We start from the raw sequence: 26553 nt of genomic DNA on the forward strand, positions 1-26553 counted from the left end.
GTGGAATTCCGTCAGCGCAACAGCAACCAGGCAGCGCTCCCCAGCAGCCCGGCCGCTCCCACGAAACAAGCCACAGCCACCACCCACAACAACCTGCCCGACCCACCCCGCCCGCCGGACGAGCTTCGCCCGGCGGCGGCCCGGCCGCCCGAGGCGGTCTGGGCGTGCGGTGGGTTGGGTGCGTTCGGCGGGGGCGCGGGAGCCCACCTGACGGTGGCGGGGTAGCCGGCCACGGCGGTCGCGCCGACGGCGGTGCCCGGGGCGTGCGGCGGGGTCGGTGCGTTGGGTGCCTTCGGCGGGGTCGTGGAGGTCCAGTCGGCGGGGAGGGGTGGGAGTTGGTCGAAGACTTCGGGGGTGTCGGGGGTTTGGGCCCAGGGAGTGGCGGGCTGGGGTGGGACGGCTCCCGTCGCGGACAGCAGGCGGCCGGCGGTGGTGGCGGAGTCGGGACGGTCGGACGGGTCTTTGGCCGTGAGGTTGTTGATGAAGTCGCCCAGTGGGCCGTCCAGCTGCGGGAGTGGGCCGGTTGCGTCGGGGCGTTCGCCGGTGAGGAGTTCGATGGCGACGGCGCCGACGGCGTACAGGTCCTGCCGGGGATCGGGGTCCGCGCCCGCGAGCTGCTCGGGTGCGAGATAGCCGGGCGTCCCGAGGACCGTGCTGTGGCGGGTCATCCGCGGCTCGTCGAGCAGACCGGCGACACCGAAGTCCGACAGCCGCAGGTGCGGCCGCCCGGTCCCGGTCACGTCGAGCAGAAGGTTGGCCGGCTTGACGTCCCGGTGCACCACCCTGGCGGCATGCACCGCGGACAGCCCGTACAGCAACTGATCCAGCAGTACGGCGACGTACGCCGGCGGCAGCGGACCGTGATCGCCGAGCAGGGTCGCCACCGAACCACCCCGGACCAGGTCCATCGCGAACACGACCTTGTCGTCGTCCGCGGCCCACCCGTGCGGAGCGACCACGTGTGGATGCTCGATCCGCAGCGACTGCTCCCGGACGAACCGCAGCAGCGTCGCCGCATCGTGCTGGCCGAGAACCTTCGCGGCGACGAAGGTCGACCGCCGCAGATCCCACGCCCGCCAGACCGACCCCATGCCGCCGGTCCCGATCAGGTCGATCAGCCGATACCGGCCCGCAAACGCCTCCACCGCCCAGAACTTACCGCCGCAGCCGGACCACCAGCAGCGCGCCAACCATCAGGAGCACGACACCACCGCCGGCCAGACCCGCCACCAGAGCGACCGGCGCACTGTCATCGCTGTCGCCGCCGTCGACCCGCCCCTGGACCGGACCGCTCGCCTGGTTGGGCTGACCCGACTCCGGCGACGGGGTGCTGCTCGGTGTCACGGACTCGCCGGCCACCGGCGTCGCGCCGTCCACGTACGTCGGCTTGCCCGCTCCCGCCGTGCCGACCAAGCCGACCGTCAGCGTCATCGGAACGGTGAACGCCTTGTCGTCCGTCTTCCGCGTCATCGACACCGCGACGTAGTACTCCCCCGGCAGCGACGTCCCGGTGTCCTGGTTGTTCGCACCGTCGCGGTTCAGGTACCGGATCTCCTTCGTGGTGATCCCCTTCACCGTGCCGTTCGGGTCGAGCACCGCGCGCTTGCCGGCCCCACTGGGCACCTTCTTCGCGAACACGGCGTACACGTCCTCCCCGGTCGGCGAGATCACGTCCAGATCGAGATACCGACCGACGTCCACGGCCTTCCTGGTCGCCGCGCCGAGCTCCGGGACGGACACCTGCGCCTGGATCCGCTGGCCCCAGTCGGCCTTCACCTTGTAGAGCTGGACCTCGCCGGGCATCAGCGTGGTCTTGTAGCTGCCGGCGGCGACCAGCGGCGCGTCGGCGAAGCTCGAGCCCGGGACGATCTCGCGCGGCGTCGCCCCCGGCATCGGCGTCCACGCCGGATCCCCCGCCTCGGCCGGCAGGTTCGCGGTGGACTCGACGGCCGGCTCCTCGTCGACACGCAACTCGTACGGCGCGGACTTGAGTTGGGCGAAGTCCCTGCCGCCCGAGACCGTGAGCACCAACTGCTCGTCGGTCGCGCACTCTTTCGGGTAGTCCCCGGCCCAGCTGGACGCCGAACCGGTGGCGACGCCCTGCTCACCCTCGAACGACAGCGGATAGCTCCAGCCGCACGTCTCACCGCTCAGGGTGTTCAGCTTCACCGCGGCCTCGATCACCGAGCCGCCGGGGACCGGTCGCCGGAAGCTGATCCCGGCCCGCAGCGTCGACTTCGCCATCGTCCGCTTGATCGTGTAGTACCTCGCGGTCCGGTCGGTGCCGAACGTGTCCAGGTAGTGGCCGGGGGCAAGCACCGGCGCGCCCTCCTGCTGCGCCGCGCCCCGCACCGGCGTGCCCGACAGCCGGAACGGGCGGAACGCGCGGGTGGACAACCGGTCCAGGCCCGCCTCGAGGTCGACGGTCGAGTCCGCGTCGTAGTAGTCGCCGCGGCCTTCGCGAGCCACGCACTGGAGCTGGCTGCGCGCCTTCCCGCCGACGCGGAACCCGACGACGTCGATCTTCAGATCGATGCCCTGCTTCGCGATCGACCGCGCGACCGCGCACGGCTCGGGCGCACAAGTGGCCTCACCGTCGGAGACCAGGACGATCGTGCGCTGGCCGACCGGCCCGACATCCTTCGCCGCCTGCTGGAGGGCGTAGGCGATCGGCGTCTCACCAAAAGGCTTGTACCTGGCGATCGCCGCCTGCAACTGCGGCCGGTTGCCGGTGCCGATCGGGACGGTCAGCTGGGTGTCGGTGCAGGCGCCGGCCTGGGTGCGCTTGAACACGGTCGCGCCATACACCCGGAGGCCGACCTCGGCGCCGTCCGGAAGCTTGCTCACCACGCTGGTCAGCGCGGTGCGCGCGGCCGCGATCTTGGTCTGCCCGTCGCCGGCCGGCTCCGCCATCGAGCCGGACGAGTCGAGCACCAGCACGAGCCTGCCGCCCATCGGGGCCGGGTCCGCCAGCGCCGCCGGCGCGGTCAGACCGCCCAGGACGGCGGCGAGCGTGACGGCGAGGAGCGCCCACACCGCGGGGCGGCGGTGAGCCTGGTGAGTCGTCATCGTTGTCCTCCGCTGAGATTCGCTGCCGCAAACCTTCGCAGTTTGCTATCGCAAATGTCAAGTCGGTTCCAGGCTGGATATTCGGGTTCGCGAATGCGAAGATCTTTGCATGGAGCAGACGGCGCAGAACCTGCAGCAGCAGGTCGAGTTGTACGGCGAGCCGCTGGGCGAGGTGGTCCGGCGGATCACCGCGGCGCTCGGCCTGACCCAGGGCGGGCTCGCGCAGGTGATCGGGCTGTCCGCGCCGATGCTCTCGCAGCTGGTCAGCGCGCAGCGGGTGAAGATCGGCAATCCCGCCGTCGTGTCCCGGCTGCGGGCCGTGTCCGAGCTCGCCGACCTGGCCGTGGCCGGCGGTATCGAGCCCGAGCACATCGCCCATGAGCTGGACGGCATCCGCGCCGCCACCAGCGCCTACACACGGCCGACGACCGCGCACCTGCAGCGATCGGCCCCGGCCGGGCAGCCCGTCGATCCGCCGGCCCGGTTCGTGCGCCCGCTGACGATCCCCGGCGGGCCGCCCGACGTGTCGCCGGCCCTGGCGCCGTCGGCCCGCGCCGTCGTCCGGGAGCTGCAGGACCTGTTCCGGGCGGTCGCGTCCGCCGACGAGATCCAGCGGGCGGCCACCGCGGCGGCCGCGGTGTCACCCGGGGTGGCCGAGCTGTTACTTGCCTACGGCACCGGTCGGACCGCCGACGCGCTCGCGCACTATGACCGGCATCACGGCTGATCGCTCTGATATAGCACAACCGGAGTAGACATTCGGCGCCGTCTCACGCTTCGTCAGGACGGAATGCGGGCCGCGGGCCTGGTGTTGGCTTGCTGCGGCAGGGGCGAACCGTCCTGCTTTCGTTGACGTTGTGAGGAGACAGTTGTGCGCGCGTTCGGCGCTTTTCGGCGGGTTGTCGCAGTGGTCGGGGCCATCACCTTGGCGAGCGCGATGGTTGCCTGTGGCAGCAACGGGGACGACGCCGCGGCGGGCGGCCAGGATCTGGGCCTGATGACGGCGGGGACGCTGCGGATCGGCACGCTCACCGACGCGCCGCCGAACGTGTACGTCAAGGACGGGAAGTTCACCGGCTTCGACAACGACCTGATCACCGCGGTGGCGGCGAAGCTGAACCTGAAGCCGGAGTTCGTCGGGACCGACTTCTCCGCCCTGCTGTCGCAGGTGAACGGCGGTCAGTTCGACCTCGGCAGCTCGTCGATCACGATCACCGAGGCCCGTAAGAAGACCGTTGCGTTCAGCAACGGCTATGACTTTGGCTACCTCGGCCTGAACACCACCAAGGACTCCGGGATCACCACGTTCGACCAGCTCAGCGGCAAGCGGGTCGTGGTCGTGCAGGGCACCGTCCAGGACGACTACGCCACGAGCAAGAACCTGAACCCGGTCCGCGTGCCGAACTACAACGCCGCGCTCGGCCAGCTCAAGGCCGGTACGGCGGACGCCTGGGTCTCGCCTGCCGAGATCGGCGAGAAGATGGCCAAGGAGCAGGGCGGCGGCACGGTGATCCTGGCCGCGAAGGAGCTCAGCGACGCGCCGATGGCCTTCGCCGTGGCCAAGAACAACGACAAGCTCCGCGAAGCGGTGAACAAGGCGCTCGACGAGGTCATCGCCGACGGCACCTGGACCAAGCTGGTCGAGCAGTACTACCCCGGTCGCGCCGTCCCGGTGAACTTCAAGCCGGGCAGCGGATCGGTCAAGTTCACGGCTCCCAAAGCCTGATGGACATCTGGTCCACCCTGAGTGACACCTTCCTCGACTGGGAGTCGATGAAGGCGGTGCTACCCGAGATGCTGAAGGTAGGACTGGTCAACACCCTCATCCTGGCGGCCGCCTCGGTCGTGCTGGGCACCGTGCTCGGCATGATCGTGGCGGTCCTCGCCCTGTCCACGAAGCCGTGGCTGCGCTGGCCGGCGAAGATCTACACCGACATCTTCCGCGGCCTGCCGGCGATCCTGACCATCCTGCTGATCGGCCAGGGCCTGTCGCCGATCACCCGCCACTGGTGGGGCCCGAACCCGTATCCCCTCGGCATCCTGGCGCTCTCACTGATCGCCGCCGCGTACATCGGCGAGATCTTCCGCTCCGGCATCCAGAGCGTGGAGAAGGGTCAGCTCGAGGCCGCCCGGGCGCTCGGCTTCAGCTACACCAGCGGCATGCGGCTGGTCGTCATCCCGCAAGGGGTCCGGCGGGTGCTGCCGGCGCTCGTGAACCAGTTCATCGCGCTCGTGAAGGAGTCCAGCCTGGTCTACTTCCTCGGGCTGCTGGCGAGTCAGCGCGAGCTGTTCCGGATCGGGCAGGACGCGGCCGCCACCAACGGCAACCTCTCACCGTTGCTGCTGGCCGGCATCTTCTACCTGATCATCACCGTGCCGCTGACGCACCTGGTGAACCACTTCGACAAGCGGCTGCGCGAAGGCCGGCCCACGGGACCGTCAGGGCCGGAGGACGTCAAGCTGGAGGAGCTCGCGCATGCGAACCATTGAGGCCACGAGCCTGGAGGTGTCCGGCGTCGAGCTGGCCTTCGGCAGCACCAAGGTGCTCCGCGGCGTCGATCTCGTCGTACCGGCCGGGCGGACCGCGTGCGTGATCGGCCCGTCCGGGTCCGGCAAGTCGACCTTGCTGCGGGCGATCAACCGGCTGCTCGAGCCGGACGCCGGCGACGTGAAGCTCGGCGGCGAGTCCGTCCTGCGGGGCGATCCCGACGTCCTGCGGCGCCGGATCGGGATGGTGTTCCAGCACTTCAACCTGTTCCCGCACCAGAGCGTGATCGACAACATCACGCTGCCGTTGCGCAAGCTGAAGAAGCTCGACGTGGAGGCGGCTCGGACCGCGGCCCGCGCACAGCTCGAGCTGGTCGGCCTGGCGCACAAGGCCGACGCGCGGCCCGGGAACCTGTCCGGCGGGCAGCAGCAGCGGGTCGCGATCGCGCGGGCGCTGGCGATGGAGCCCGAGGTGATGCTGTTCGACGAGGCCACGTCGGCGCTCGACCCCGAGCTGGTCAAGGGTGTGCTGGCGCTGATGGCGGACCTCGCCGCGACCGGGATGACGATGGTCGTGGTCACCCACGAGATGGGCTTCGCCCGCGAGGTCGCCGACCAGGTCGCGTTCATGGACCAGGGCGTCGTGGTCGAGTCCGGCGCGCCCGAGCAGATCTTCACCGCGGCCGAGTCGCCCCGACTGCGCCAGTTCCTGTCCCAGGTGCTCTGAGAAACCACGTCGCGCGTCCGGTATCCGTAGATCGTTGACGCGGAAGCGGCGTGGTCGCTGGCTTTCGGCGGTGGTTCGCCAAAGATGCAGTGAGGTCGTGCAGTGAGATGTCATTGAGATCTCGGTGACATCAGTGAGGATGTGAACCACCCACCGCCCTGGGGGGCCAATGGACGTTCGCTTGACGCGCACGGGGAACAGGGTCATCGGTCTGGCGATGATGATGCTGGTGAGCGCGGTGATCGGCACGGTTGTCGTCGCGGCGGCGAAGTCACCGGCCAAACCACCCACGCCCGCGGCCACGCCCGGTCCGTCCGCGGCGGCCGCCGCGGCCACCCCGTCGGCGACGCCGCTGCCGGCGAAATACGTCGTCCTGACGTTCGACGACGGGCCGGATGCCGAGTTCACCCCGAAGGTGCTCGACATCCTCGCGAAGTACGACGCCAAGGCGACGTTCTTCGAGGTCGGGCAGAACGTCCGGAAGCATCCCGAGCTCACCAAGCGGATCCACGCGGCCGGCCACAGCGTGCAGAACCACACCTGGACGCACGCCGACCTCCGGCACCTCGGCGCGGCCGCGTTCCGGCAGCAGATCACGTCGACGGACCAGGTGATCCAGGCGCAGACCGGGAGTACGCCGGGCTGTCTGCGGCCGCCGTACGGCGGGGTCAGCGCGGCCGTCCGGCAACGGGCGAAGGCGCTCGGCAAGGACCTCGTCGTGTGGACCGTGGACTCGCGGGACTGGACGAGGCCCGGCGTCGCGGCGATCGAGCAGCGGGTGCTGAAGAACGTGCACAACGGCTCGGTCATCCTGATGCACGACGGCGGCGGCAACCGCACGCAGACCATCGCCGCCCTGCCGGTGATCCTTCAGAACCTGAAGGCGCAGGGCTACGGCTTCCGCACCCTGACCTGCTAGGACAGCGCGGTCACCAGCGGTACGACGTCGGCGATCGACTGGACCACGCGGGTCGGACGGTACGGGAAGCGCTCGACCTCGTGCTCCCCGGTCGAACCGGACAGCACGAGTACGCTGCGCAGGCCCGCCTCCAGACCGCTGATGATGTCGGTGTCCATCCGGTCGCCGATCATCACGGTCGTCTCGGAGTGTCCCTCGATCCGGTTCAGCGCGCTGCGCATCATCAGCGGGTTCGGCTTGCCGACGAAGTACGGCGCGACGCCGGTCGCGCGGGTGATCAGCGCGGCCACCGAGCCGGTCGCGGGCAGCGGGCCCTCCTGTGACGGGCCGGTCGGGTCCGGGTTGGTGGCGAGGAACCGGGCGCCCTCCGCGATCAGGCGGATCGCCCTGGTGATCGCCTCGAACGAGTACGTCCGGGTCTCGCCGAGGACCACGTAGTCCGGGTCGCGGTCGGTCAGCACGTACCCGATCTCGTGCAGCGCCGTGGTCAGCCCGGCCTCACCGATCACGTACGCCGTCCCGTGCGGCCGCTGGTCGTCCAGGAACTGCGCGGTGGCGAGCGCGCTGGTCCAGATCGACGTCTCCGGGATGTCGATGCCGGCGGCAAGCAGGCGGGCCCGCAGGTCGCGCGGGGTGAAGATCGAGTTGTTGGTGAGCACCAGGAACTTCTTGCCGGACGCCTGCAGCGCTCCGATGAACTCACTGGCCCCGGGGATGGCGCGCTCCTCGTGCACGAGAACGCCGTCCATGTCGGTCAGCCAGGTCTGCACCGGTTTGGGGTCGGTCATGGCGTCATCGTAATTGTCGGTGGCGGCGTTCAGGATGAAGGCATGGACTTGGGCGGCTACCGGGAGTTGTGGCGAACGCACGGCGTGACGGCGTTGCTGTTGTCGTCGCTGCTCGCGCGCCTGCCCGTGCTCGCGACGATGGTTCCGGTGGCGTTCCTGGCCAAGGACGCGAGCGGCTCGTTCCGCTGGGCAGGTGTCGTCGCGGGCGCGTACTCGATCGGTATGGCGATCGCCGGTCCGCTGTGGTCCCGCGCGGCCGACCGTCGCGGCGCCCGAGGCGTGCTGCTGATCACCGGGCTGTCGTGGAGCGTCGCGCTGTTCGCGATCGCGCTGCTACCCGCCGGGCTGTATCGGTTGCTGCCTGTGCTCACCATCATCGCGGGAGCCCTCGTCCCACCGGTGATGCAGACGTTGCGCGCGGCCTGGCCCCGCGTGGTGCACGGCCCGGCGCTCCGGACGGCGTACGCCGTGGACGCGACCGCGCAGGAGCTCTTGTTCATGGTGGGGCCGATGCTCGGCGCGACCGCGGTGAGCGTGGCGAGCCCGCGACTCGGCGTCCTGCTCGCGGCAGCGATGTCGGCGCTCTTCATCTGGTGGTATGCGCTGCGACAACCGGGCCCGCTCCCCCACGACGATCATGCCGCGGTGCCGTTGACCGCGCGGCAGCTGCTGTGGCATCGGCACCGGTTGCCGCTGATCCTCGCGTTCGGGCTGTGGATCATGTCGTTCAACGGGATCTCGCTGGCGATCGTCGCGTTCGCCGACGATCACGGGCAGCGGTTGATCGCCGGTATCTTCGAGGCCGTCTGGGCGTTCGGCAGCCTGGTCGGCGGTGCCGTCGCGGGCGCGTTGCCGGGCCGGCGGACGTCGTACCTGTGGCGGCGGGCCGCGCTCGTCGGGGCGGGCATGCTGCTGTGCGTGTTCGCGACCTGGTCGCCGGTGTCGCTCGGGATCGCGTTGACGGTGTCGGGGCTGACGCTGGCGCCGGCGATCGGCGCGCTGTACGAGCGGCTGGGTGCGTTGACGCCCGACGTGGCCCGGACCGAGGTGTTCGGCTGGATGGGCAGCGCGGCGATGGGCGGTGCGGCGATCGGGTCCGCCGTGGCGGGTGCGGTGATCGAGGGCTTCGGCGTGCGGTACGTGTGGCTGCTGGCCGCCGTACTCTCGGCGATCTCCACCGTGTTGCTGCTGCGGGTGCCGCCCGAGGCAGCGCCCGCCGAAGCCGATCTATCGACCGGAGGACTGCTCGGCGAGACCGCGTAGCTGCTCGACCATCGCGTTCGGGTCGTCGGCGGCGTAGACGGCCGAGCCGGCCACGAACACGTCGGCGCCGGCCTCGGCGCAGCGCTCGATGGTCTCGACCGAGACGCCGCCGTCGATCTCGATCCACAGGTCGAGGCCGTGCTTGTCGAGCAACTGCCGGGTGCGGCGGATCTTCGGCACGCAGACGTCGAGGAACTTCTGCCCGCCGAAGCCGGGCTCGACGGTCATGATCAGGATCATGTCGAGCTCGGACAGCAGGTCCTCGTACGGCTCGATCGGGGTGGCCGGCCGCAGCGCCATCGCGGCCCGCGCGCCCTTGGCCCGGATCTCCCGGGCGGTCCGGATCGGCGCCCGGCAGGCCTCGACGTGGAAGGTGACGCTCGACGCGCCCGCCTCGACGTACCCCGGTGCCCAGCGGTCCGGGTCCTCGATCATCAGGTGGCAGTCGAGCGGCATGTCGGTCGCCTTGGCCAGTGACTCGACCACCGGCATCCCGAGGGTCAGGTTCGGCACGAAGTGGTTGTCCATCACGTCGACATGCAGCCAGTCGGCGTTCGACACCGCGGCCGCCTCGTAGGACAGCCGCGCGAAGTCGGCGGACAGGATGCTCGGCGCGATCTGAATCCCCATGGCGTCAATGTAGCGACCGCCCGTGGGCTCACCGCCAGGCGGTGAGCCCGTGAGGTGGCGGACCTCACCCGCCGAGCTCGGCGGCGAGGACCTCGCGGAGCGTCGTCGCCGGGCGGCCCAGGAGCTCCGGCAGCGTGGGGTCGACGACGGCGAACTCTCCGCGGCGGGCGGCCGCGAAGATGCCCAGCGTCAGGTCGACCACGAACTCCGGCAGCCCGCGGCCGAGCGCGGCCTGCTTCCACTCCTCGTCCGGCACCGTGACGCGGGTGATCTTCCGGCCGACGAGGCCTGACGCCATCGCGGCGATGTCGGTGTAGTCGAACAGCTCCTGCCCGGTCAGCGGCGCGGTGATGCCGTCCAGACGGCCGGGCTCGGTGAGCGCGATCGCGGCCGCGTCCGCCAGATCTCGGTGCGCGGTCCAGGAGAACGGGCCGTCTTCTGGAAGGACGAGCTCGCCCGTTTCCAGCGCGGACCGGAGCATGTACGCCGGCGTGCTCGCGTAGAACCCGTTGCGCAGGGCCGTGAACGGTTCGCCGGAGGCGGCCAGGTACTGCTCGGTCGCGGCGTGGCCGCGGGTCGCGCTGAACAGCGAGTCCGGATTCGCGGCCTGGTGGCTGGTGTAGAGGACGCGCTCGGCGCCGGCCGCCCTGGCCGTCTCGGCGGCCTTGTGGTGCGGCTCGGGATCGACCGCGCCGGAGACGATCAGTACCTGCGCGGCACCTTCGAACGCGGTCGCGAGCGAGTCCGGGTCGTCGAAGTCCCCGCGCCGTACCCGAATTCCACGACCGCCGAGGTCCGCTGCCTTCTGTGGATCCCGCACGCTGACGGCGAGCTGGTCGGTGGGGACGCGGTCGGCGAGGCGGTCGACGACCGCACGGCCGAGCCGGCCGGTGGCTCCGGTGACGATGATCATGCGCAACTCCTTGTTATCAGTGAATACGGAGCAACGTTATCATTGGAAACATCCAGCTGAGCCGTTACGGTTGGCGCGTGGAGGAGCTGCAGGCGGACGAGACGCCGACCGCCGACGGTGTGAGTGGGCGCGACCGGATGCGGGGGCAGATCGTCGAGGTCGCCGCGGGGCTGCTCGCGGCCGGCGGGCGCGACGCGGTGTCCACCCGGGCGGTCGCGGCCGCGGCCGGGACGCAGGCGCCGACGATCTACCGGCTGTTCGGCGACAAGGACGGGCTGCTCGCGGCCGTGCTCGAGTACGGCTTCAGCACGTACCTCGCGGACAAGCCGCCGCTCGATCCGGCGGCGGACCCGATCGCGGACCTGCGCGCGGGGTGGGAGCTGCACATCGGCTTCGGACTGGCGAACCCGGCGCTCTTCCTGCTGATGTACGCCGACACGCAACCGGGGAAACGCCCTGCGGCCGCCGAGGCAGGGCTGGCGATCCTACGCACCCGGATCCGCAACATCGCGACCGCCGGACGCCTGCGCGTCGACGAGAACCTGGCCGCCGAACTGGTCCAGGCAGCCGGCTCAGGCGCCGTACTCGCGCTGCTCGCGGTCCCGGAGGACCGGCGGGATCCTCGCCTCCCGGACGCGATGTTCGACGCGGTCGTCGCCGCGATCACGACGCCGGACACCACGGCGCCGGGCGGCACCCGGAACGCCGGCCCGACGACCGCCGCGAACGCCCTGCGAGCTCACCTGCCGGAGCTCGGGATGCTAACCGACGGGGAGCGTCACGTACTCGGCGAATGGCTGGCGCGGATCACCCACTGAACCGCCTCGCCGACCGTCTCGACGACCTCGGGGCCGACGGGCAGTGGTGGCCGGCGGATGACGAGCACGGGGATGCCGTGCTGACGGGCCGCGGTGAGTTTCGCGGCGGTGGCCGGGCCGCCGCTGTCCTTGGTGACCAGTACGTCGATGCGGTGGTCGCGGAGGATCGTCTGCTCGTCGGCGAGCGTGAAGGGTCCGCGGGCGAGGATCAGTTCGCACCAGGCCGGGCGCGGTGCGGGCGGGTCGACGCAGCGCGCGAGCGTCCACAGGCCGGTCTTCGCGAAGGCGTCGAGGCCCTGGCGCCCGATCGTGAGGAAGGCGCGCGTGCCGAGCCGGGGCAGCAGGTCGGCGGCCGCGGACGTCGAGTCGGCCCAGTGCCAGGTGTCGTCGGGCGCCGGCGTCCATCCGGGGCGGCGCAGTACCAGCAGTGGTACGCCGACCAGGTGTGTCGCCGCGAGCGCGTTCGCGGTGATGCTCGCCGCGAACGGATGCGTCGCGTCGACCACCGCGTCGACCGGATGCTCCCGCAGCCAGTCCACAAGCCCGTCCACCCCGCCGAACCCGCCGACGCGGACCTCGCCGGCCGGCAGCCGCGCATCGGAGGTCCGCCCGGCCAGCGACGACACAACCTGGACACCGGCACCCGCGACACCGGCACGCCCCGCACCGGCGCGGCCGAGACCGTCGAGCTCGGCGCCGTTGAGGGCGGCTGCGAGTTCGCGGGCCTCTCCAGTGCCGCCGAGCAGCAGGACCTTCATCGGGTCCGATCGGCCGAGTACAAGTGACTGTCCCGGAAGGCCGTTGCCGACAGCACCTTTCCGGCGATGATGACCGCGGTACGACGGACGCCGGCCGACTTCACCTGGTCCGCGATGTCCGCGAGCGTCCCGCGGAGAACCACCTCGTCGTCCCGGGAGGCCCGCGCGACGACCGCGACCGGGCAGTCCGCGCCGTAGTTCGGTACGAGTTCCCCGACCACCCGATCGATCTGCTGGACCGCGAGATGGAGGACGATCGTCGCCCTGCTCGCGCCCAGCGTCGCCAGATCCTCACCGGACGGCATCGCGCTGGCGCTGCCGCCGATCCGCGTGAGTACGACGGTCTGCCCGACCTCGGGGACGGTCAGCTCACGCCCGAGGGTGGCGGCGGCCGCGGCGTACGCCGGAACGCCGGGTGTCACGTCGTACGGGATCTCGAGGGTGTCGAGGCGGCGCATCTGTTCGGCCATCGCGCTGAAGACGGACGGGTCGCCGGAGTGCAGCCGGGCGACGTCGCGGCCGGCCGCGTGCGCGGTGGCGAGTTCGGCGACGATCTCGTCGAGGGTCAGGTTCGCGGTGTCGACCTTGCGGGCGCCGGGCGGGCAGTGCTCGAGCAGCTCGACCGGGACGAGCGCACCGGCGTACAGGCAGACCGGCGACGAGGCGATCAGGTCGCGCCCGCGGACCGTGATGAGATCGGCGGCGCCGGGGCCGGCGCCGATGAAGTGAACCGTCACTTGGTCACGCTCCAGATGGTCACCGGCATGGCGGGGCGCCAGCCGGTCATGGTGCCGACGGCGGAGGCGCGCTGCACGTCGAGGCGGACGAGGTCGCCGCCGACGGCCTTGTACCACTGGGCGATCAGGGACTCGGTCTCCAGCGTGACGCCGTTGGCGACCAGGCGGCCGCCGGGTCTGAGCGCGTTCCAGCAGGCGTCGAACATGCCCGCGGCCGTCGCTCCGCCGCCGATGAAGATCGCGTCCGGCGGCTCGAGACCGTCGAGCACCGCCGGAGCAGCGCCTTCCACCACGTCGACCGCGGCGCCGAGCGCGGCCGCGTTCCGCTCGAGGCGCTTCGCCCGGTCGGGGTCGCGTTCGACGGCGATCGCGCGGCAGGACGGGTGGTGCCGCGACCACTCGATCGCGATGCTGCCGGCTCCGCCGCCGATGTCCCACAGCAGTTGTCCTGGGACCGGCGCGAGGCGGGACAGGGTGACGGCGCGGACTTCGCGCTTGGTGAGCTGGCCGTCGTTCTCGTACGCGTCGTCGGGCAGGCCTGGCGACGTCGACAGGACGGGCGCGTCGGGCGCGCATCGGACGGCGATCACGTTGAGCGGGTCGACGTCGTCGGACCAGTCGGCCGCGGTCGTCGTACGGACGCGTTCGGCCGGGCCGCTGAGCTGTTCGAGGACAGTGAACTCGCTGGCGCCGTAGCCGCGGGAGACCAGCAGGGCGGCCACCTCGGCCGGCGTCTGCGCGCCACGGCTGAGGATCACGACCTGCCGACCGGGCTGGAGATGCGGGTGCAGGCGCTCGACCGGGTTGCTCACCAGGCTGACCACCTGCACCTGATCCTGCGCCCAGCCGAGCCGCGCACACGCCAGCGAGACACTCGACGGCTGCGGAATCACCCGCACGGCATCGGCCCCCAGCAACCGCACCAGCGTCGTGCCGATCCCGTGAAACGTCGGATCCCCGCTGGCAAGCACACAGATCCGCCGCCCCCGATACTCCTCCAGCAACCGAGGCAAAGCCTCGGACAACGGAGAACCCCAGGCGACACGCTCCGCGCCGAGGGATCCGGACGGGTCGAGGGCGGACGAGCGTGAGGGGGCCGCTGGCGGGCCGGAGGCGGAGACCGGCCCCGCAGGCGTGGAAGGCACCACCGGAGGCGGCGTGGAAGGCGCCGCCGCGGGCGGCGTGGAAGGCGCCGCCGCGGGCGGCGTGGAAGGCGCCGCCGGGGGGTGGGTGGGGGGCGGGGTGGGGTGGGGTGTTGGGAGGAGGGCGAGTTGGCGGGGGCTGCCGAGGATGACCTCGGCGGACTGGAGCGCTTCCTGGGCCCGGGACGACAAGTTTCGCCAGCCGGCGGGGCTGATGCCTACGACGGTGATCGGGTCAGCCGGCATTGCCGAGGACCTTGGCGATGGTGATTTCGATGACGACGCGTTGCGGGTTCACGCGCGGCTCCTTGTAGCGCTTGGCGTAGCGCTGTTCGGCCTCGCGCACGCGGGCCGGGTCGTCGCTGACCACGGCGCGGCCCTCGATCGTGCTCCAGTGCCGGCCGTCGACCTGCGTCACCGCGACCGCCGCCTCCCCGAGCCGCCGGATCGCGCGCGCCTTGTACGACGTACCGGAGCAGATCACCCGCACCAGCCCGGCCTCGACGTCCAGCGTCGCGCCGACCGGCGTCGCGTGCACGGTCCCGTCCGCGCGCGCCGTAGCCAGCACACACAGGTGCCGCTCACTCCAGAACTCCACCAGCCGCTCACTGAACACGCAGCGATCGTAAACAGGCCCGCCCGGCGATGTGCCGGGCGGGCCCGCGGGCGCTGGACCCCTCAGACCAGCGCGATCCGGATTCAGCCGATGTCGCGGCGACGGAACGTGACGAAGCCGGCGGCCATGAGCGCGGCGGCGATCGCGGTCAGCCACAGGACCGGCGTGACGGAGAACTCACCGCCGGGCAGCCGCGGCGTGTGGCCGTACGGGCTGAGGTCGATCATCCACTGCGGCAGGTTGAACACCTCGCCGAACTGCCCGATCAGCAGGAACAGGCCGTACAGCGCCCAGCCGCCGGTCACCAGTTTGGGCGCGACCCCGAAGAGGACGACGACGAGCCCGGTCACCAGCCAGATCGCCGGCAGCTGTACGGCGGCCCCGGCGAGCATGCGTGGCACCTGACGCCCCATGTTGCCGAGCGAGGCGCCACTGGAGATGCCGGACCCCAGACCGGCCACGAGGATCAGCACAGCGGTCCCGAACAGCGCCATCAGCACATGACTCCCCAGCCACCGCGCCCGGGTCACACCGGTCGCCAGCAGCGGCTCGGCCCGCAGAGCAGTCTCCTCCGACCTGAGCCGGAGCGCCGCCTGGATCCCGAACGCCGATGCCAGCAGTCCCATGATCCCCAGCTCGGTCGCCAGGAACGCATCGGTGATGCCCTCCACACCACCGAGCTTCTGCACCATCTCCTTCGCGCTGTCACTGGTGACGAACCCGTCGACGTTGCTGGCGATGTTGCCGACCAGCAGGCCGAGCAGCAGGAACGCGAAACCCCAGGCGAACAACGAGCTCCGGTGCAGACGCCAGGCCAGAGCGAGCGGCGAGCGCAACGACGCGGCAGCCCGCGGCGGACCGGGACGCGGCCGGACCAGACCGGCGCCAAGGTCGCGTCGTCTGATCAGGGCGGTCGCCGCTGCGGTCAGCAGCGCGAGGAACACAAGTGGGAGCAGCAGCACGGCCCACCGGTCGCCGGCGTACGCACGGACCTGCTGGGACCACCCGATCGGCGACAACCACGAGACCCACTGCGTACTGCCGTCGGCCGACGAGTCGCCGATCGCGCGCAGCACGTAGGACACCCCGAGCACGATCGCTGTCAGCCCGTTCGCCGCCCGCGCGCTCTCCGTGACCTGTGCCGTCACCGCACCGACACCAGCGAACGCCAGCCCGGCCGCCGCCCACATCAGTCCGAAGGCGAACGAGCCCTTCGCGTCCAGTCCGCTCCCCATCAGCGAGAGCGCGGTCAACAGGCCGAGGACGACGACGGTCGCCCCGGACACGATCAGCGCGGCCGCCAGGGCGGCGTACCGACCGAGGACGCCGGCGCTCAGCAGCTCCAGCCGCCCGGACTCCTCCTCGCTCCGGCTGTGCCGTACGACGAGCATGCCGCCGAGCAACCCGACCAGGAGCGCCCCGAACGCGGTGAGCTTGAACAGCGAGACCTCGCCGAGCGACGACTCGTCGAAGATCCGCCCGTACAGCGACACCAGCGCCGGCGACGCGTTCGACGTACGGGCCGCCTCGACCAGCGCGTTCTGGTCGGAGTACAGGTCGATGGACGCCTTGGCCGACCCGGCCGCCGACATCACGAAGACGACGATCCAGATCGGGATCAGGATCCGGTCCCGGCGCAGCGCGAGCCGTACCAGTGTCCCAGTACCGACAAAGTCGTTCATCGCACAGCCGCCCCGTGATCCGACAGGGGTTCGTCGACGTCGTCCTCGTAGTGCCGCAGGAACAGCTCCTCCAGCGTCGGCGGCTGCGCCACCAGGCTCTTGATGCCGCTCGCGGACAGCTGCCGCATCACCGCGTCGAGCTTGGCGGTGTCCACCTCGCATCGCACCCGGTTGCCCTCGATGTCGAGATCATGGACGCCGGGCAGCTGGGCCAATCCGTTCGGCGATCCGGTCAGCTCGGCCTGGATCGACGTACGTGTCAGGTGGCGCAGGTCCGACAGCGTGCCGGTCTCGACCACCTTGCCGCGGCGGATGATGCTGACCCGGTCGCAGAGCGCCTCCACCTCGGACAGGATGTGGCTCGACAGCAGCACGGTGCGGTCGCGCTGGCGCTCCTCCTCGATGCACTGCCGGAACACCTCCTCCATCAGCGGGTCCAGGCCGGAGGTCGGCTCGTCCAGGATCAGCAGCTCCACATCCGAGGCGAGCGCGGCCACCAGGGCCACCTTCTGCCGGTTGCCCTTGGAGTACGTCCGGCCCTTCTTGGTCGGGTCGAGGTCGAACCGGCGCAGCAGCTCGTCGCGCTTCTTCTCGTCCAGCCCGCCACGGAGCCGGCCGAGCAGGTCGATCACCTCGCCGCCGGTCAGGTTCGGCCACAGGTTCACGTCGCCGGGCACGTACGCCAGCCGCCGGTGCAGCTTCGCGGCGTCGTGCCACGGGTCCCCGCCGAGCAGCGAGACATCGCCGGCATCACCGCGGAGCAGCCCGAGCAGGACGCGGATGGTGGTGGACTTCCCGGCGCCGTTCGGCCCGAGGAAGCCGTGCACCTCACCGGTCGCGACCTCCAGGTCGAGACCGTCGAGGGCGTGCGTACTCCCGTACGACTTGTGCAGTCCAGAGACCACGATGGCTGATGTCATGATTCATAACGTACACTTCATTCAGAAGTTTGTGAATCTTCCTAACGCGTTTCTGACACGTCAGGCTGTCCGGGGAGGAGATGATGGGCCCGTGAGCGCACATCGAGACGACGACGCCGTCAGGCGGTACACCGAGCAGTTCGGCAACCTGCTCGCCGAGACGGGCTGGCCGCGGATGGCCGCCCGGGTGTTCGCCGCGATCCTGTCCAGCGAGACCGGACGGATGACGGCCGCCGAGCTGTCCGACCAGCTGCAGGCGAGCCCCGCCGCCGTCTCCGGTGCGGTCAACTACCTGCTGCAGCTGCGCCTGGCGACCCGCGAGCGCGAGCCCGGCAGCCGCCGCGACGTCTACGTCGTCCAGGACGACGCCTGGTACCAGACGATGATGACCGAGAACGCCTCGCTGATCCGCTGGTCCGACTCGCTGCGCAAGGTCCTCGACGCCTCCGGCGACGGCACCGACGCCCACCACCGGATCCGGATCTCGCTGGGCTTCATCGACTTCATCGGCGACGAGGTCAAGGGCCTCAGCGAACGCTGGATCAAGCGCAAGGCCGAACTCGACGCGGAGTACGACACCCGCAAGTGAGCTGCGGGGACCTGAAGCGGCAACCTGGGACCTGTTATTACAGGGCCCAGGCGGCCATTTCCGGTCTCAGGTTGCAACTGGCGAGTATCCACAGGCTGGGGATTGGCCGGCCCGGGTGGGTGCGAACAGCTGCATGTTCCGGGGTATGAATCCCAAGTTGAAGGTATTGGCCGCCGAGCGCGGCGGGTGGTTCTCGCGGGCGGACGCGCAGCGAGCCAGCTACACGGCGGGCGAACTGCGGTTGCGCGTCCGGCAAGGGCAGTGGCTGCGGCTGTCCCGGGACATGTACGTCGACCCAGCTGACTGGCCCGCTCACGAGCAGCCGTGGGAGCGGGCGCGCCGTCTGCATCTCTTGTCCGTTCACGCCGTCATCAGCCGAATGGGACCAGGCGCCGTCATCAGCCACCAGTCCGCCGCAGTTCTGCACGGTCTACCCACCTGGGGACTGGACCTCAGCAAGGTTCACATCACCCGACCGGCGTCGCGGACGCGCTCTGATGGCATCACGGTGGTGCACCGTTCACCGATCGAGGCGGACGAAATCATGGAGATCTCCCGCGTCCGGGTCACTACCCCGGAGCGAACGGTCGCGGAGACGGCATCCACCTCGTCGTACGAGGTCGGTGTCGTACTGGCCGACTCCGCGCTCCATCGCCGACTGGTCGCGCCGGCCGAACTGATCGCGGCGGCGGAACGGCACAAGCACTGGCCCGGCTCACCCAGGGCCCGGGCCGCAGCCCTGTTCGCCGACGGACTCAGCGAGTCGGTCGGCGAGTCACGCCTGCGCGTCCTGATGTCGAACGAGGGGCTGCCCGCACCGAGGCTTCAGGTGGAGATCCGCGACCGGAGCGGCCGGCTGATCGCCCGCGTGGACTTCCTGCTGTTCGGCAACCTGATCGTCGAGTTCGACGGCGCGGTCAAGTACGGCGCCGGCGGCGCGACTGTCGTCGCCGAGAAGTGGCGGGAGGACCGGCTCCGCGCACTCGGGTACCGGGTGGCGCGGGTCGGCTGGACCGATCTCGATCACCCGCGCGCCACCGCCGATCACCTCCGCAGCCTGGCGCCAGGTGCAACATGAGCCCCCTCGTGGCTACCAGAGCCCTGCTATGACAGGGCCCCGGTTCCCGCGTCCCGTCTCAGGTCACAACTCGTAGACCGTGAAGATCGTGCAGTAGAGCGGTGGGGACTCCAGGCCGGGGTAGTAGAGGCGGCCGGCCTCGTCGGTGAGTTTGAAGTACGCCGTGGAGGCGCCGACCTGGCAGGGTGCCTGGAGCGTCATCGCGACCGTGACGATGTCGCCCGGCTCGGCGTCGGGGACCGGGGCGCGGTTCGGGGAGCGGAGCCAGCCGGGGGTGCCGGCGGCGCCCTGGCGGGTGAGCCAGCGGTCGCGCCACGGGCGTTCACCGCTGTTGCGGATCATCCACGTCTTCTCGAAGACCTGCTCCCGGCACACCTGGGTGCCGTCCGGCACGGTCTCCCCCACCAGCTCCGCCCGGTCGTCGGGGTGGTGGTCGATCGGCACGGATCCGCCGAGCAGCACCGGCTGCACGTGGCGGCGCATGTCCCGCTGCGACATGTCCCGCCCGGCCCGGACGGCGGCGTCGAGCTCCATCAGCTGGTTGACCAGCGCCTGGTTCGCCCCGAACGAGTCGTCGTACCACTCGATCAGCTCGCGGCTCGGCTTGGTGTGCCCGCGCTCGACCCGGGACAGGTGGCCCTTGTCCCAGCCGGACTCGGCGGCGGCCCGGGTCAACGGCATCCCGGCGGCCTCGCGCAGCTCGCGCATGCGCGCTCCGATCACGTACCGAGCCTGGGCTGGGCGCACGGCGCACTCTCCGCTCTCGCCGTCACTTATCTACATAAAGTACCAAATCGCAGTGATTCAGTTCCGTTGCCCACTGCGACAATCCGATCACGCTCTGATTGTCTTCACAAACAAGCACTTATCCAAGCCAACAGGCAGTTCAGAGCGAAAGGGAATCACCATGCTCAAGCGTCTGATCGCCACCGCCACACTCGCCATCGTGTCCCTCACGGGCGCCGTTCTCCCCTCGGCGGCCGCGCCCGCCACCAGCACCGTCGTCTCGCCGCAGTCGCGGGCCGATGACGCGATCGCCTGGTTCGCCGCCCGGAACGGCTCCACCGCGTACCAGGGCTACTGCGAGAAGGCCGTCGAGAACTCGTACGGCAGGACCGGTGTCTACGCGTCGGCGATCGCGAACTGGAACGACGCCGTACGCCGGGGCGCCGCGCACCGCGGTGACCTGAACCCGCCGAAGGGCGCCCTGGTGTTCTGGAACATCAGCTCCTACGGCCACGTCGGGCTGGCCACCGGCGACGGCAACTTCTGGGCCACCAGCGTCAGCGGCGCGATCGGCAAGCGCGCGCTGCCGTACTTCTCCAACTACCTCGGCTGGGCGCAGCCGAACTTCTGACGGCCCGAGGCGCCGCCCCGCCTCGTTGCCCACTGCGACAACACCCTCACTTTTTGGTTCCCTGCGAGAACAACTCCAGAAGGGAAACCACCATGCGTACCGCCCTCATGCGCATCACCGCCCGCCTCACCGCAGTCACCCTTCTCAGCGGCGCCGCCCTCGTCGGCGCCGGCGCCCTCCCGGCCAGCGCCGCGACCGGAACCGTCGACACCGACAGCAACACCGGCGTCGCGATCCGGTCCGGCAACGCGACCAGCTTCGGCTCGGTCGGCACTCAGCCGGACGGCCCGGTCGAGATCGACTGCCAGATCTACGGCGAGCCGGTGACCGGCAAGTTCGGCCGCAGCCTGATCTGGGACCACGTCCCCGGCAAGGGTTTCATCACCGACGCCTACGTCAACACCGGCAGCAGCGGCCTGGTCGCGCCGTTGTGCACGAACAACCCGCGTGCCGACAAGGCCGTCGCCTGGTACGCCGCCCGCAACGGCTCGACCGCCTTCCAGGGGTACTGCGAGATGGCCGCCGAGAACTCGTACGGGAAGACCGGCATCTGGGCCTCGGCGATCGCCGACTGGAACGACGCCGTCGCCCGCGGCGCCGCGCACCGCGGCGACCTGAACCCGCCGAAGGGCGCGCTGGTCTTCTGGAACATCAGCGCCTACGGCCACGTCGGCGTCGCCAAGGGTGACGGCACGTTCTGGGCCACCAGTGTCAGCGGCGCGATCGGCACGCGCGCGCTGCCGTACTTCTCCAACTACCTCGGCTGGGCCTGGCCGAACTTCTGATCCACCCCGCACACGAGCACCCGGACGCGCGTTCCGCCCCTCACGCGTCCGGGTGCTCGACCCTGTCCAGCCAGTTCCCGACCAGTGCGCGGTACAGCGCCGCACCGGGGCCTGGCAGGAAATGGTCCTCCTGGTCCAGGACGGCGAACGTCGCGCGCGGATAGTCGTCGAGGATCGACCACGCGTCGGCGTACCCGGCCGTGGTGTCCTGCCGGCCCGTCACGATCAGCGTCGGCCGCTCGAAGCGGACCGCCGGGTCGTGCCGCAGACCGTACGTCGAGACGTCGCGCTGGATCCGGCCTAGAAAGGCGAGGTCCGCCGACGCCTCGGCCGCGTCGTAGTAGCCGTGCTGACGCTCGCGAGCCGTAGACGGGTCCAGATGCTCGTCCGTCGGCAAGGTGCGGCGGGACCGGTCGATGACGATGCCGGGTGCCCGGAGCAACAATCCCAGGACGCGGGACGGGTCGCGCTTCACGACGCCGCGGGCGTGCAGGCCGCCGGCCGACGTACCGGCGAGGGCGAACTGTTGGCCGGCGGCCAACTCCTCGATCAGGTCCGCGAGGGCCGACAGCATGCCGTCCTGGTCGGTGACGGCCGGGTCGGCCGGGGATCGGCCGGTGCCGGGCGGGTCGACGTAGATCCGGCGCCAGCCCGGACGGGCCTCGAAGATCGGCTCGTGGATGGCGCGGCCCTCACCGGCGTCGCCGCCCCAGCTGGGCAGGAAGAAGATCGGCCGGCCGGCACCGAAGCTCTCGTAGTACACGCCGCGACCCTAGCCAGGACGGCGGCGCCTCATCGAGCTTTTCTGTTGGCAGCAGAAGGCGGCCGCTCCCCCGACCCGCGCTCGATCAATGCGCACGGCAGCACGATCCGCTGCGGCGGCCGGGTGTCCGCGCCCGACGCGCGGTCGAGCAGCAACCGCGCGGCGCTGCGACCGAGCTCGGCGATGTCGGAGGCAACCACCGTGACCGGCGTCGGCAGCATGTCGGCCAGCCGGAAGTCGTCGAACCCGACCACCGCGGGCTCCTCCCCGAGCTCGCCGAGGGCGCGCAGCACACCTTCGGCGAGGAAGTTCGTCGACGCGAAGATCGCGGTCGGCGGATCGGGCCGCAGCATCACCTCGCGGGTCGCCTTCTCCGCGGCCTCCGCGTTGCCCTCGGGCAACTGGATGACGAGCGACTCGTCGACGTCGATCCCCGCCGCCCGGTGCGCCCGGCGGAAACCGCGCAGCCGGCGCCCGATCGTGTAGTACGACGGCGCGAGCAGGATCGCGATCCGCTCGTGGCCCTGCTGCAGCAGGTGCTCGGTGGCCAGCCGGCCGCCGCCCTCGTTGTCGACCATCACGATGTCCGCGTCGATCCCGGTCGCCGGGCGGTCGACGAACACCACCGGGACGCCGGCGCCCTGCAGGAACGCGTGGTCGCCCTGGTCGGGCACGATCATCAGCCCGGCGACCTGCCGGCTGACCAGCTCCTGGATGGCCCGCTTCTCCCCTTCCGGATCCTCGTCCACACTGCCGAGCACGACCGCGAAACCGGACTGCCCGGCGACCTCGAGCGAGGCCTTCGCGATGCTGGCGTAGAACGGGTTGGTCAGGTCGCCCAGCACCAGGGCGAGCGAGGTCGACTTCTTGCCCGGCCGGAGCGCCCGGGCCACCTCGTTGCGCTGGAACCCGAGCTCGTCGATCGCCGCCCGGACCCGCTGCGCGGTCTCGTCGCGGACGCCGTGCCCGCCGTTGACCACACGCGACACCGTGCCGAGGCCGACGCCGGCCCGCCGGGCGACGTCGATCATCGTCGGCCGGGGTGCCTCCGGCTGGCTTGGAAACGTTTCGGACACGGGGTTGACTTCCTTTTCGCGACACGGCATCGTCACCCAACAGTAAAACGTTGGAAACGTTACCGTCCAGGAGGCCGGATGAATTCTGTCGCTCCAGGCGGATCAACCACCCGAAGGCGCAGCAGCAGGGGTGGCATGAGCCGGAACGCCGGCTCCGACGTGAAGGCCGCGTACCTGTTCATCGCACCCGCGGTGATCGGGTTCTTGGTCTTCGTGGGGTATCCGCTGATCCGATCGTTCTATCTCGCGCTGACGAAGTACAACGGGTTGACCGACCCGGTCTTCGTTGGCCTGGGCAACTTCCGCCGGTTGTTCACGACCGACCCGGCGTTCTGGCCGGCGCTGCGGGCGACCGGCTATCTGGTGTTGCTCTATGTCCCGTTGTCGCTGGTCCTCGGCCTGGCGCTGGCGATGTTCCTGAACCAGCGGTTCGCCGGGGTGCGGGTGGTCCGCACGCTGGCGTACCTGCCGGTGGTACTGCCGGCCGTCGCGACGATCACGCTGTGGAAGTTCATGCTCGACCCGCAGGTCGGGCTGCTGAACACGATCCTCGACCGGCTCGGCCTGCCCACGAGCCTGTGGCTGCAGAGCCCGAAGATGGCGATGCCGTCCGTGGTGCTGGTGATGCTGTGGGGCGTCGGCGGGACGATGATCATCTTCCTGGCCGCGCTGCAGGCGGTGCCGACCGAGCTGTACGAGGCCGCCAAGGTCGACGGCGCCGGGCCGTGGTCGGTGTTCCTCCGGATCACGCTCCCGGTGATCAGCCCGATCATGCTGCTACAGGTGATCCTGCAGACCACCGCGGCACTGCAGACGTTCAACCAGCCGAAGATCCTCACCGGCGGCGGACCGGGGTTCAGCACCAACGTGCTGATGCTCGGGATCTACAACAACGGCTTCCCGACCCTGGGCAAGATCCCGCAGCTCGGCTACGCCTCGGCGCAGGTGTGGGTGCTGTTCGTGATCATCATCGCCGTGATCGCCCTGACCGCGAAGTTCTCCTCGCTCTGGACGTACAGTGACAACACTCCCGACTGAAGCTCCCCCGGTGCCGGTGACCGACCACGCCGTCGCTCCCGGTCCCGCGAAGAAGAAGCCGCGTCTCGTCGGTACGACGGCCTGGTACGTGGTCGCGTTGTTCATCTGCGCGGTGATGATCGTGCCGCTGCTGTGGATGATCACGATCGGACTGAAGAGCCGGACCGCGGTGTTCGACATCCCGCCGCGGCTGCTCCCGCACGAGTTCCAGTGGAGCAACTTCGTCAAGGGGCCGCAGGCGATCCACTTCCCGCGGCTGTTCCTCAACTCGCTGGTCATCACCGCGCTCAGCGTGCTGGGCGGCGTGATGACCGCGATGATGGCGGGCTACGCGCTGGCCAGGTTGCGGTTCCCGGGCCGCAAGACGTGGTTCTACCTGTTCGTCGGCAGCATGCTGCTACCGGGCGTGGTCGGCCTGATCCCGTTGTTCCAGCTGTACAAGAGCATCGGCTGGTACGACACCTGGCTGCCGCTGATCGTGCCCGCGTTCCTCGGCGGGAACCCGTTGTTCATCTTCCTGGCCCGGCAGTACTTCCTGGCCATCCCGTACTCGATCGACGAGGCGGCCAAGATCGACGGCGCCGGCCACCTGCGGATCTTCGTCAGCGTGATGCTGCCGTTGACCCGGCCGGCCTGGCTGACGATGGCGATCCTCGCGTTCCAGGCGTCCTGGAACGACTACCTGAACCCGCTGGTCTACCTGTACTCGTCCGGCAAATGGCCGTTGTCGGTCGGGATGGCGTCGTTCATCTCCCCGTTCGCCGGGAAGACGCCGGACTGGAGCTACTACATGGCCACCAACCTGCTGTACATGCTGCCGCCGCTGATCATTTTCTTCGCCGCGCAGCGTTATTTCATCCAGGGCCTCGGCGCTCTCGGCAGCACGAACCAGAAATGAGGATTGGCGTGAAGAGGACAATCGGCGTAGCCGCGCTGGCGTGCGCGGGGTTGCTCGCGGCAACGGCCTGCAGCGGGTCGGACTCCGGCGGGTCGAGCGACGGCCCGGTGACCGTGACCGTGATGACATGGGAGTCGGCCGAGACGAACGCCGCGATCAAGAAGGCGCTGGCGGACTTCAAGGACGACAACATCACGGTCCAGCTGCTCGACACCCCGAGCGGTCAGTACGGCGACAAGCTGGCGTCGCTGACCCAGGCGAAGAAGCTGCCGGACCTGTTCTGGTGCGGTAACGACACCGAGCAGCAGTACACGTCGCAGGGCCTGCTGGTGGACTGGGCCGACAAGGTCCAGAACGGCGACGGCGACTTCAAGGCGGACAAGTTCGTGCCGTCCGCGATCGAGAACTGGAAGACCGCCGACGGCCAGATGGGCGGGCTGCCGTCGCTGATGAACACCTACGGCGTCTGGTACAACGCCGACGCGTTCACCGCCGCCGGGCTGCCGGTGCCGAAGGCCGGCTGGACGTGGGACGAGATGTACGCCGCGGCCGCGAAGCTGGCCAACAAGAACGGCGCGAAGTACGGCCTGATCGCCGACCAGCTGACCGGTCCGGACGGCCCGTTCACGATGAGCATGTACTCCGTGTCGGCCAGCGGCGCGCCGTTCACCGACAACGTGAACCACCCGACCAAGGCCGAGGCCGACGACAAGTACAAGGAAGGCGTCGAGAAGCTGACCGCCGCGATCAAGAACGGGTCGGTCGCGCCGCCCGGGTACGACGCGGCGAACGTGCAGTCGCTGTTCGCGGCCGGCAAGATCCCGATGACGTTCGGCGGGCAGTGGCTGGCGGCCGGGTTCCAGACCGACAAGCCGAAGATCAAGTACGGCTTCGCGCCGTTCCCGCAGGTGCAGACGCCGACCACGCTGTACGACTCGGTCGGGATCTGCACGCCGCAGTACACCAAGGACCAGGACGCGACGTTCAAGGTGCTCGAGTACCTGAACACCAAGGTGTGGGACGCCGTCCTGCCGGCCTCGCCGGTCGCGCCACCGGCGTACACCCCGGCGCAGACCAGCTACTTCGACGCGCTGACGAAGGCGCAGCAGACCACGGTCGTCGACACGGTCAAGGCCGACCTGGCGGCGGAGAAGACGGTCGGCGTCCGCTTCACCACCCAGTGGGCCCAGCAGGTCGGCGACCTGACCACCGCCAACTACCAGCCCATCCTGAGCGGCAAGAAGCCGATCACCGACCTCCCCGCCTACATCGACAAGATCAACGGATTGATCAAACAAGGCAGCTGACCCGACCGCAGTAGCCGCTGACCTACGACATGAGGGGTTCCCCACCCAGGTTCGGGTGGGGAACCCCTGCGGCGCTCTGGAGCTGGTCGTGGTGACCTGGGACCGGATGTGGTGGTTGGGGACCTGGTATTACAGGTCTCAGCCCGCTGTTTCACGTCCCCGCCACCCTGCGATGAACGCCACCGCCGCGCGG

At 70.2% G+C, this 26553-nt stretch carries 28 protein-coding genes; 14 read left to right on the forward strand and 14 right to left on the reverse strand.

Translation table 11 applies throughout. The features are described from left to right. Positions 1 to 11: 11 nt before the first annotated feature. Together ABZW60_RS12155 and ABZW60_RS12160 are read right to left on the reverse strand one after the other, a co-directional pair. The gene (locus ABZW60_RS12155; protein WP_355476014.1) at positions 12 to 1145 is read right to left on the reverse strand and encodes a protein kinase; all 1134 of its coding nucleotides are present in this window, start codon (positions 1143 to 1145) and stop codon (positions 12 to 14) included. Between the two features lie 10 nt (positions 1146 to 1155). Further along, positions 1156 to 3069 (reverse strand): VWA domain-containing protein, encoded by a 1914-nt coding sequence (locus ABZW60_RS12160; protein WP_355476016.1) that lies wholly within the window; start codon positions 3067 to 3069, stop codon positions 1156 to 1158. A gap of 109 nt (positions 3070 to 3178) precedes the next feature. Between ABZW60_RS12160 and ABZW60_RS12165 the strand changes: the two genes are divergently transcribed. From ABZW60_RS12165 to ABZW60_RS12185, 5 genes are all read left to right on the forward strand, one after another. Further along, entirely contained in the window at positions 3179 to 3796 is a 618-nt protein-coding gene (locus ABZW60_RS12165) for a DNA-binding protein (RefSeq protein WP_355476018.1), read from the forward strand. 180 nt (positions 3797 to 3976) lie between these two features. Further along, positions 3977 to 4795: an ABC transporter substrate-binding protein gene (locus tag ABZW60_RS12170; protein ID WP_355476020.1), complete on the forward strand. Its 819-nt coding sequence runs from the start codon at positions 3977 to 3979 to the stop codon at positions 4793 to 4795. Then, positions 4795 to 5559 (forward strand): amino acid ABC transporter permease, encoded by a 765-nt coding sequence (locus ABZW60_RS12175; RefSeq protein WP_355476022.1) that lies wholly within the window; start codon positions 4795 to 4797, stop codon positions 5557 to 5559. The genes ABZW60_RS12170 and ABZW60_RS12175 overlap by 1 nt, the downstream gene beginning before the upstream one ends. After that, positions 5546 to 6283 (forward strand): amino acid ABC transporter ATP-binding protein, encoded by a 738-nt coding sequence (locus ABZW60_RS12180; protein ID WP_355476024.1) that lies wholly within the window; start codon positions 5546 to 5548, stop codon positions 6281 to 6283. The genes ABZW60_RS12175 and ABZW60_RS12180 overlap by 14 nt, the downstream gene beginning before the upstream one ends. 181 nt (positions 6284 to 6464) lie before the next feature. Beyond that, positions 6465 to 7202 carry a polysaccharide deacetylase family protein gene (locus ABZW60_RS12185; RefSeq protein ID WP_355476026.1) on the forward strand — a complete coding sequence of 246 codons (738 nt, stop codon included), beginning with the start codon at positions 6465 to 6467 and terminating at the stop codon, positions 7200 to 7202. Here ABZW60_RS12185 and ABZW60_RS12190 read toward each other — a convergent pair. Next, positions 7199 to 7990, reverse strand: coding sequence for an HAD-IIA family hydrolase (locus ABZW60_RS12190; RefSeq protein ID WP_355476028.1), 792 nt, complete (start codon positions 7988 to 7990; stop codon positions 7199 to 7201). The genes ABZW60_RS12185 and ABZW60_RS12190 overlap by 4 nt on opposite strands. Positions 7991 to 8032: 42 nt before the next feature. Between ABZW60_RS12190 and ABZW60_RS12195 the strand changes: the two genes are divergently transcribed. Further along, a complete protein-coding gene (locus tag ABZW60_RS12195; protein ID WP_355476030.1) occupies positions 8033 to 9253 on the forward strand; it encodes an MFS transporter in 1221 nt (406 codons plus the stop codon). Here ABZW60_RS12195 and rpe read toward each other — a convergent pair. After that, positions 9218 to 9883 carry a ribulose-phosphate 3-epimerase gene (rpe, locus tag ABZW60_RS12200; RefSeq protein WP_355476032.1) on the reverse strand — a complete coding sequence of 222 codons (666 nt, stop codon included), beginning with the start codon at positions 9881 to 9883 and terminating at the stop codon, positions 9218 to 9220. The two genes, ABZW60_RS12195 and rpe, sit on opposite strands and share 36 nt — an antisense overlap. Before the next feature lie 64 nt (positions 9884 to 9947). Further along, positions 9948 to 10796 (reverse strand): NAD(P)H-binding protein, encoded by an 849-nt coding sequence (locus ABZW60_RS12205; protein ID WP_355476034.1) that lies wholly within the window; start codon positions 10794 to 10796, stop codon positions 9948 to 9950. A gap of 77 nt (positions 10797 to 10873) precedes the next feature. Here ABZW60_RS12205 and ABZW60_RS12210 point away from each other — a divergent pair, with 77 nt between their 5' ends. After that, complete coding sequence (locus ABZW60_RS12210) at positions 10874 to 11614, forward strand: TetR/AcrR family transcriptional regulator (protein ID WP_355476036.1); 741 nt, start codon at positions 10874 to 10876, stop codon at positions 11612 to 11614. Here ABZW60_RS12210 and ABZW60_RS12215 read toward each other — a convergent pair. The 6 genes from ABZW60_RS12215 to ABZW60_RS12240 form a co-directional block, all read right to left on the reverse strand. Next, positions 11575 to 12372 carry a cobalt-precorrin-6A reductase gene (locus tag ABZW60_RS12215; RefSeq protein WP_355476038.1) on the reverse strand — a complete coding sequence of 266 codons (798 nt, stop codon included), beginning with the start codon at positions 12370 to 12372 and terminating at the stop codon, positions 11575 to 11577. The two genes, ABZW60_RS12210 and ABZW60_RS12215, sit on opposite strands and share 40 nt — an antisense overlap. Further along, positions 12369 to 13109, reverse strand: coding sequence for a precorrin-4 C(11)-methyltransferase (cobM, locus tag ABZW60_RS12220; RefSeq protein ID WP_355476040.1), 741 nt, complete (start codon positions 13107 to 13109; stop codon positions 12369 to 12371). The genes ABZW60_RS12215 and cobM overlap by 4 nt, the downstream gene beginning before the upstream one ends. Further along, positions 13106 to 14497, reverse strand: a complete 1392-nt coding sequence (gene cbiE, locus ABZW60_RS12225) for a precorrin-6y C5,15-methyltransferase (decarboxylating) subunit CbiE (protein WP_355476041.1) — start codon at positions 14495 to 14497, stop codon at positions 13106 to 13108. The genes cobM and cbiE overlap by 4 nt, the downstream gene beginning before the upstream one ends. After that, the gene (locus ABZW60_RS12230) at positions 14487 to 14867 is read right to left on the reverse strand and encodes a PPOX class F420-dependent oxidoreductase (RefSeq protein ID WP_355476043.1); all 381 of its coding nucleotides are present in this window, start codon (positions 14865 to 14867) and stop codon (positions 14487 to 14489) included. Before ABZW60_RS12230 ends, cbiE begins: the two co-directional genes overlap by 11 nt. Positions 14868 to 14950: 83 nt before the next feature. Beyond that, entirely contained in the window at positions 14951 to 16549 is a 1599-nt protein-coding gene (locus tag ABZW60_RS12235; RefSeq protein ID WP_355476045.1) for an ABC transporter permease, read from the reverse strand. Beyond that, entirely contained in the window at positions 16546 to 17469 is a 924-nt protein-coding gene (locus ABZW60_RS12240) for an ABC transporter ATP-binding protein (RefSeq protein ID WP_355476047.1), read from the reverse strand. Before ABZW60_RS12240 ends, ABZW60_RS12235 begins: the two co-directional genes overlap by 4 nt. A 91-nt stretch (positions 17470 to 17560) precedes the next feature. On the opposite strand from ABZW60_RS12240, the gene ABZW60_RS12245 reads away from it, so the two are divergent. Further along, positions 17561 to 18058: a MarR family transcriptional regulator gene (locus tag ABZW60_RS12245; RefSeq protein WP_355476049.1), complete on the forward strand. Its 498-nt coding sequence runs from the start codon at positions 17561 to 17563 to the stop codon at positions 18056 to 18058. A 145-nt stretch (positions 18059 to 18203) separates the two neighbouring features. Further along, positions 18204 to 19136, forward strand: coding sequence for a type IV toxin-antitoxin system AbiEi family antitoxin domain-containing protein (locus ABZW60_RS12250; protein ID WP_355476051.1), 933 nt, complete (start codon positions 18204 to 18206; stop codon positions 19134 to 19136). A 63-nt stretch (positions 19137 to 19199) separates the two neighbouring features. Here ABZW60_RS12250 and ABZW60_RS12255 read toward each other — a convergent pair whose 3' ends face one another. Further along, positions 19200 to 19859: an NBR1-Ig-like domain-containing protein gene (locus tag ABZW60_RS12255; protein WP_355476053.1), complete on the reverse strand. Its 660-nt coding sequence runs from the start codon at positions 19857 to 19859 to the stop codon at positions 19200 to 19202. Positions 19860 to 20043: 184 nt separating this feature from the next. Here ABZW60_RS12255 and ABZW60_RS12260 point away from each other — a divergent pair, with 184 nt between their 5' ends. Together ABZW60_RS12260 and ABZW60_RS12265 are read left to right on the forward strand one after the other, a co-directional pair. Beyond that, the gene (locus tag ABZW60_RS12260) at positions 20044 to 20493 is read left to right on the forward strand and encodes a CHAP domain-containing protein (RefSeq protein WP_355476055.1); all 450 of its coding nucleotides are present in this window, start codon (positions 20044 to 20046) and stop codon (positions 20491 to 20493) included. A 92-nt stretch (positions 20494 to 20585) separates the two neighbouring features. Further along, positions 20586 to 21278 carry a CHAP domain-containing protein gene (locus ABZW60_RS12265; RefSeq protein ID WP_355476056.1) on the forward strand — a complete coding sequence of 231 codons (693 nt, stop codon included), beginning with the start codon at positions 20586 to 20588 and terminating at the stop codon, positions 21276 to 21278. Between the two features lie 40 nt (positions 21279 to 21318). On the opposite strand, the gene ABZW60_RS12270 is transcribed toward ABZW60_RS12265, so the two are convergent. Beyond that, a complete protein-coding gene (locus ABZW60_RS12270; RefSeq protein WP_355476058.1) occupies positions 21319 to 22041 on the reverse strand; it encodes a hypothetical protein in 723 nt (240 codons plus the stop codon). Between the two features lie 29 nt (positions 22042 to 22070). Further along, positions 22071 to 23117, reverse strand: coding sequence for a LacI family DNA-binding transcriptional regulator (locus ABZW60_RS12275; RefSeq protein WP_355476060.1), 1047 nt, complete (start codon positions 23115 to 23117; stop codon positions 22071 to 22073). A gap of 135 nt (positions 23118 to 23252) precedes the next feature. On the opposite strand from ABZW60_RS12275, the gene ABZW60_RS12280 reads away from it, so the two are divergent. From ABZW60_RS12280 to ABZW60_RS12290, 3 genes are read left to right on the forward strand one after another with little or no spacing between them, the layout of a single operon-like run. Next, positions 23253 to 24155: a sugar ABC transporter permease gene (locus ABZW60_RS12280; protein ID WP_355476062.1), complete on the forward strand. Its 903-nt coding sequence runs from the start codon at positions 23253 to 23255 to the stop codon at positions 24153 to 24155. A 10-nt stretch (positions 24156 to 24165) separates the two neighbouring features. Continuing rightward, positions 24166 to 25053, forward strand: a complete 888-nt coding sequence (locus ABZW60_RS12285; RefSeq protein WP_355476064.1) for a carbohydrate ABC transporter permease — start codon at positions 24166 to 24168, stop codon at positions 25051 to 25053. 8 nt (positions 25054 to 25061) lie between these two features. Continuing rightward, positions 25062 to 26360: an extracellular solute-binding protein gene (locus ABZW60_RS12290; RefSeq protein WP_355476066.1), complete on the forward strand. Its 1299-nt coding sequence runs from the start codon at positions 25062 to 25064 to the stop codon at positions 26358 to 26360. Positions 26361 to 26553: the final 193 nt, after the last annotated feature.

It is taken from the genome of Kribbella sp. NPDC003557 (assembly GCF_040610805.1).
GTDB lineage: Bacteria > Actinomycetota > Actinomycetes > Propionibacteriales > Kribbellaceae > Kribbella.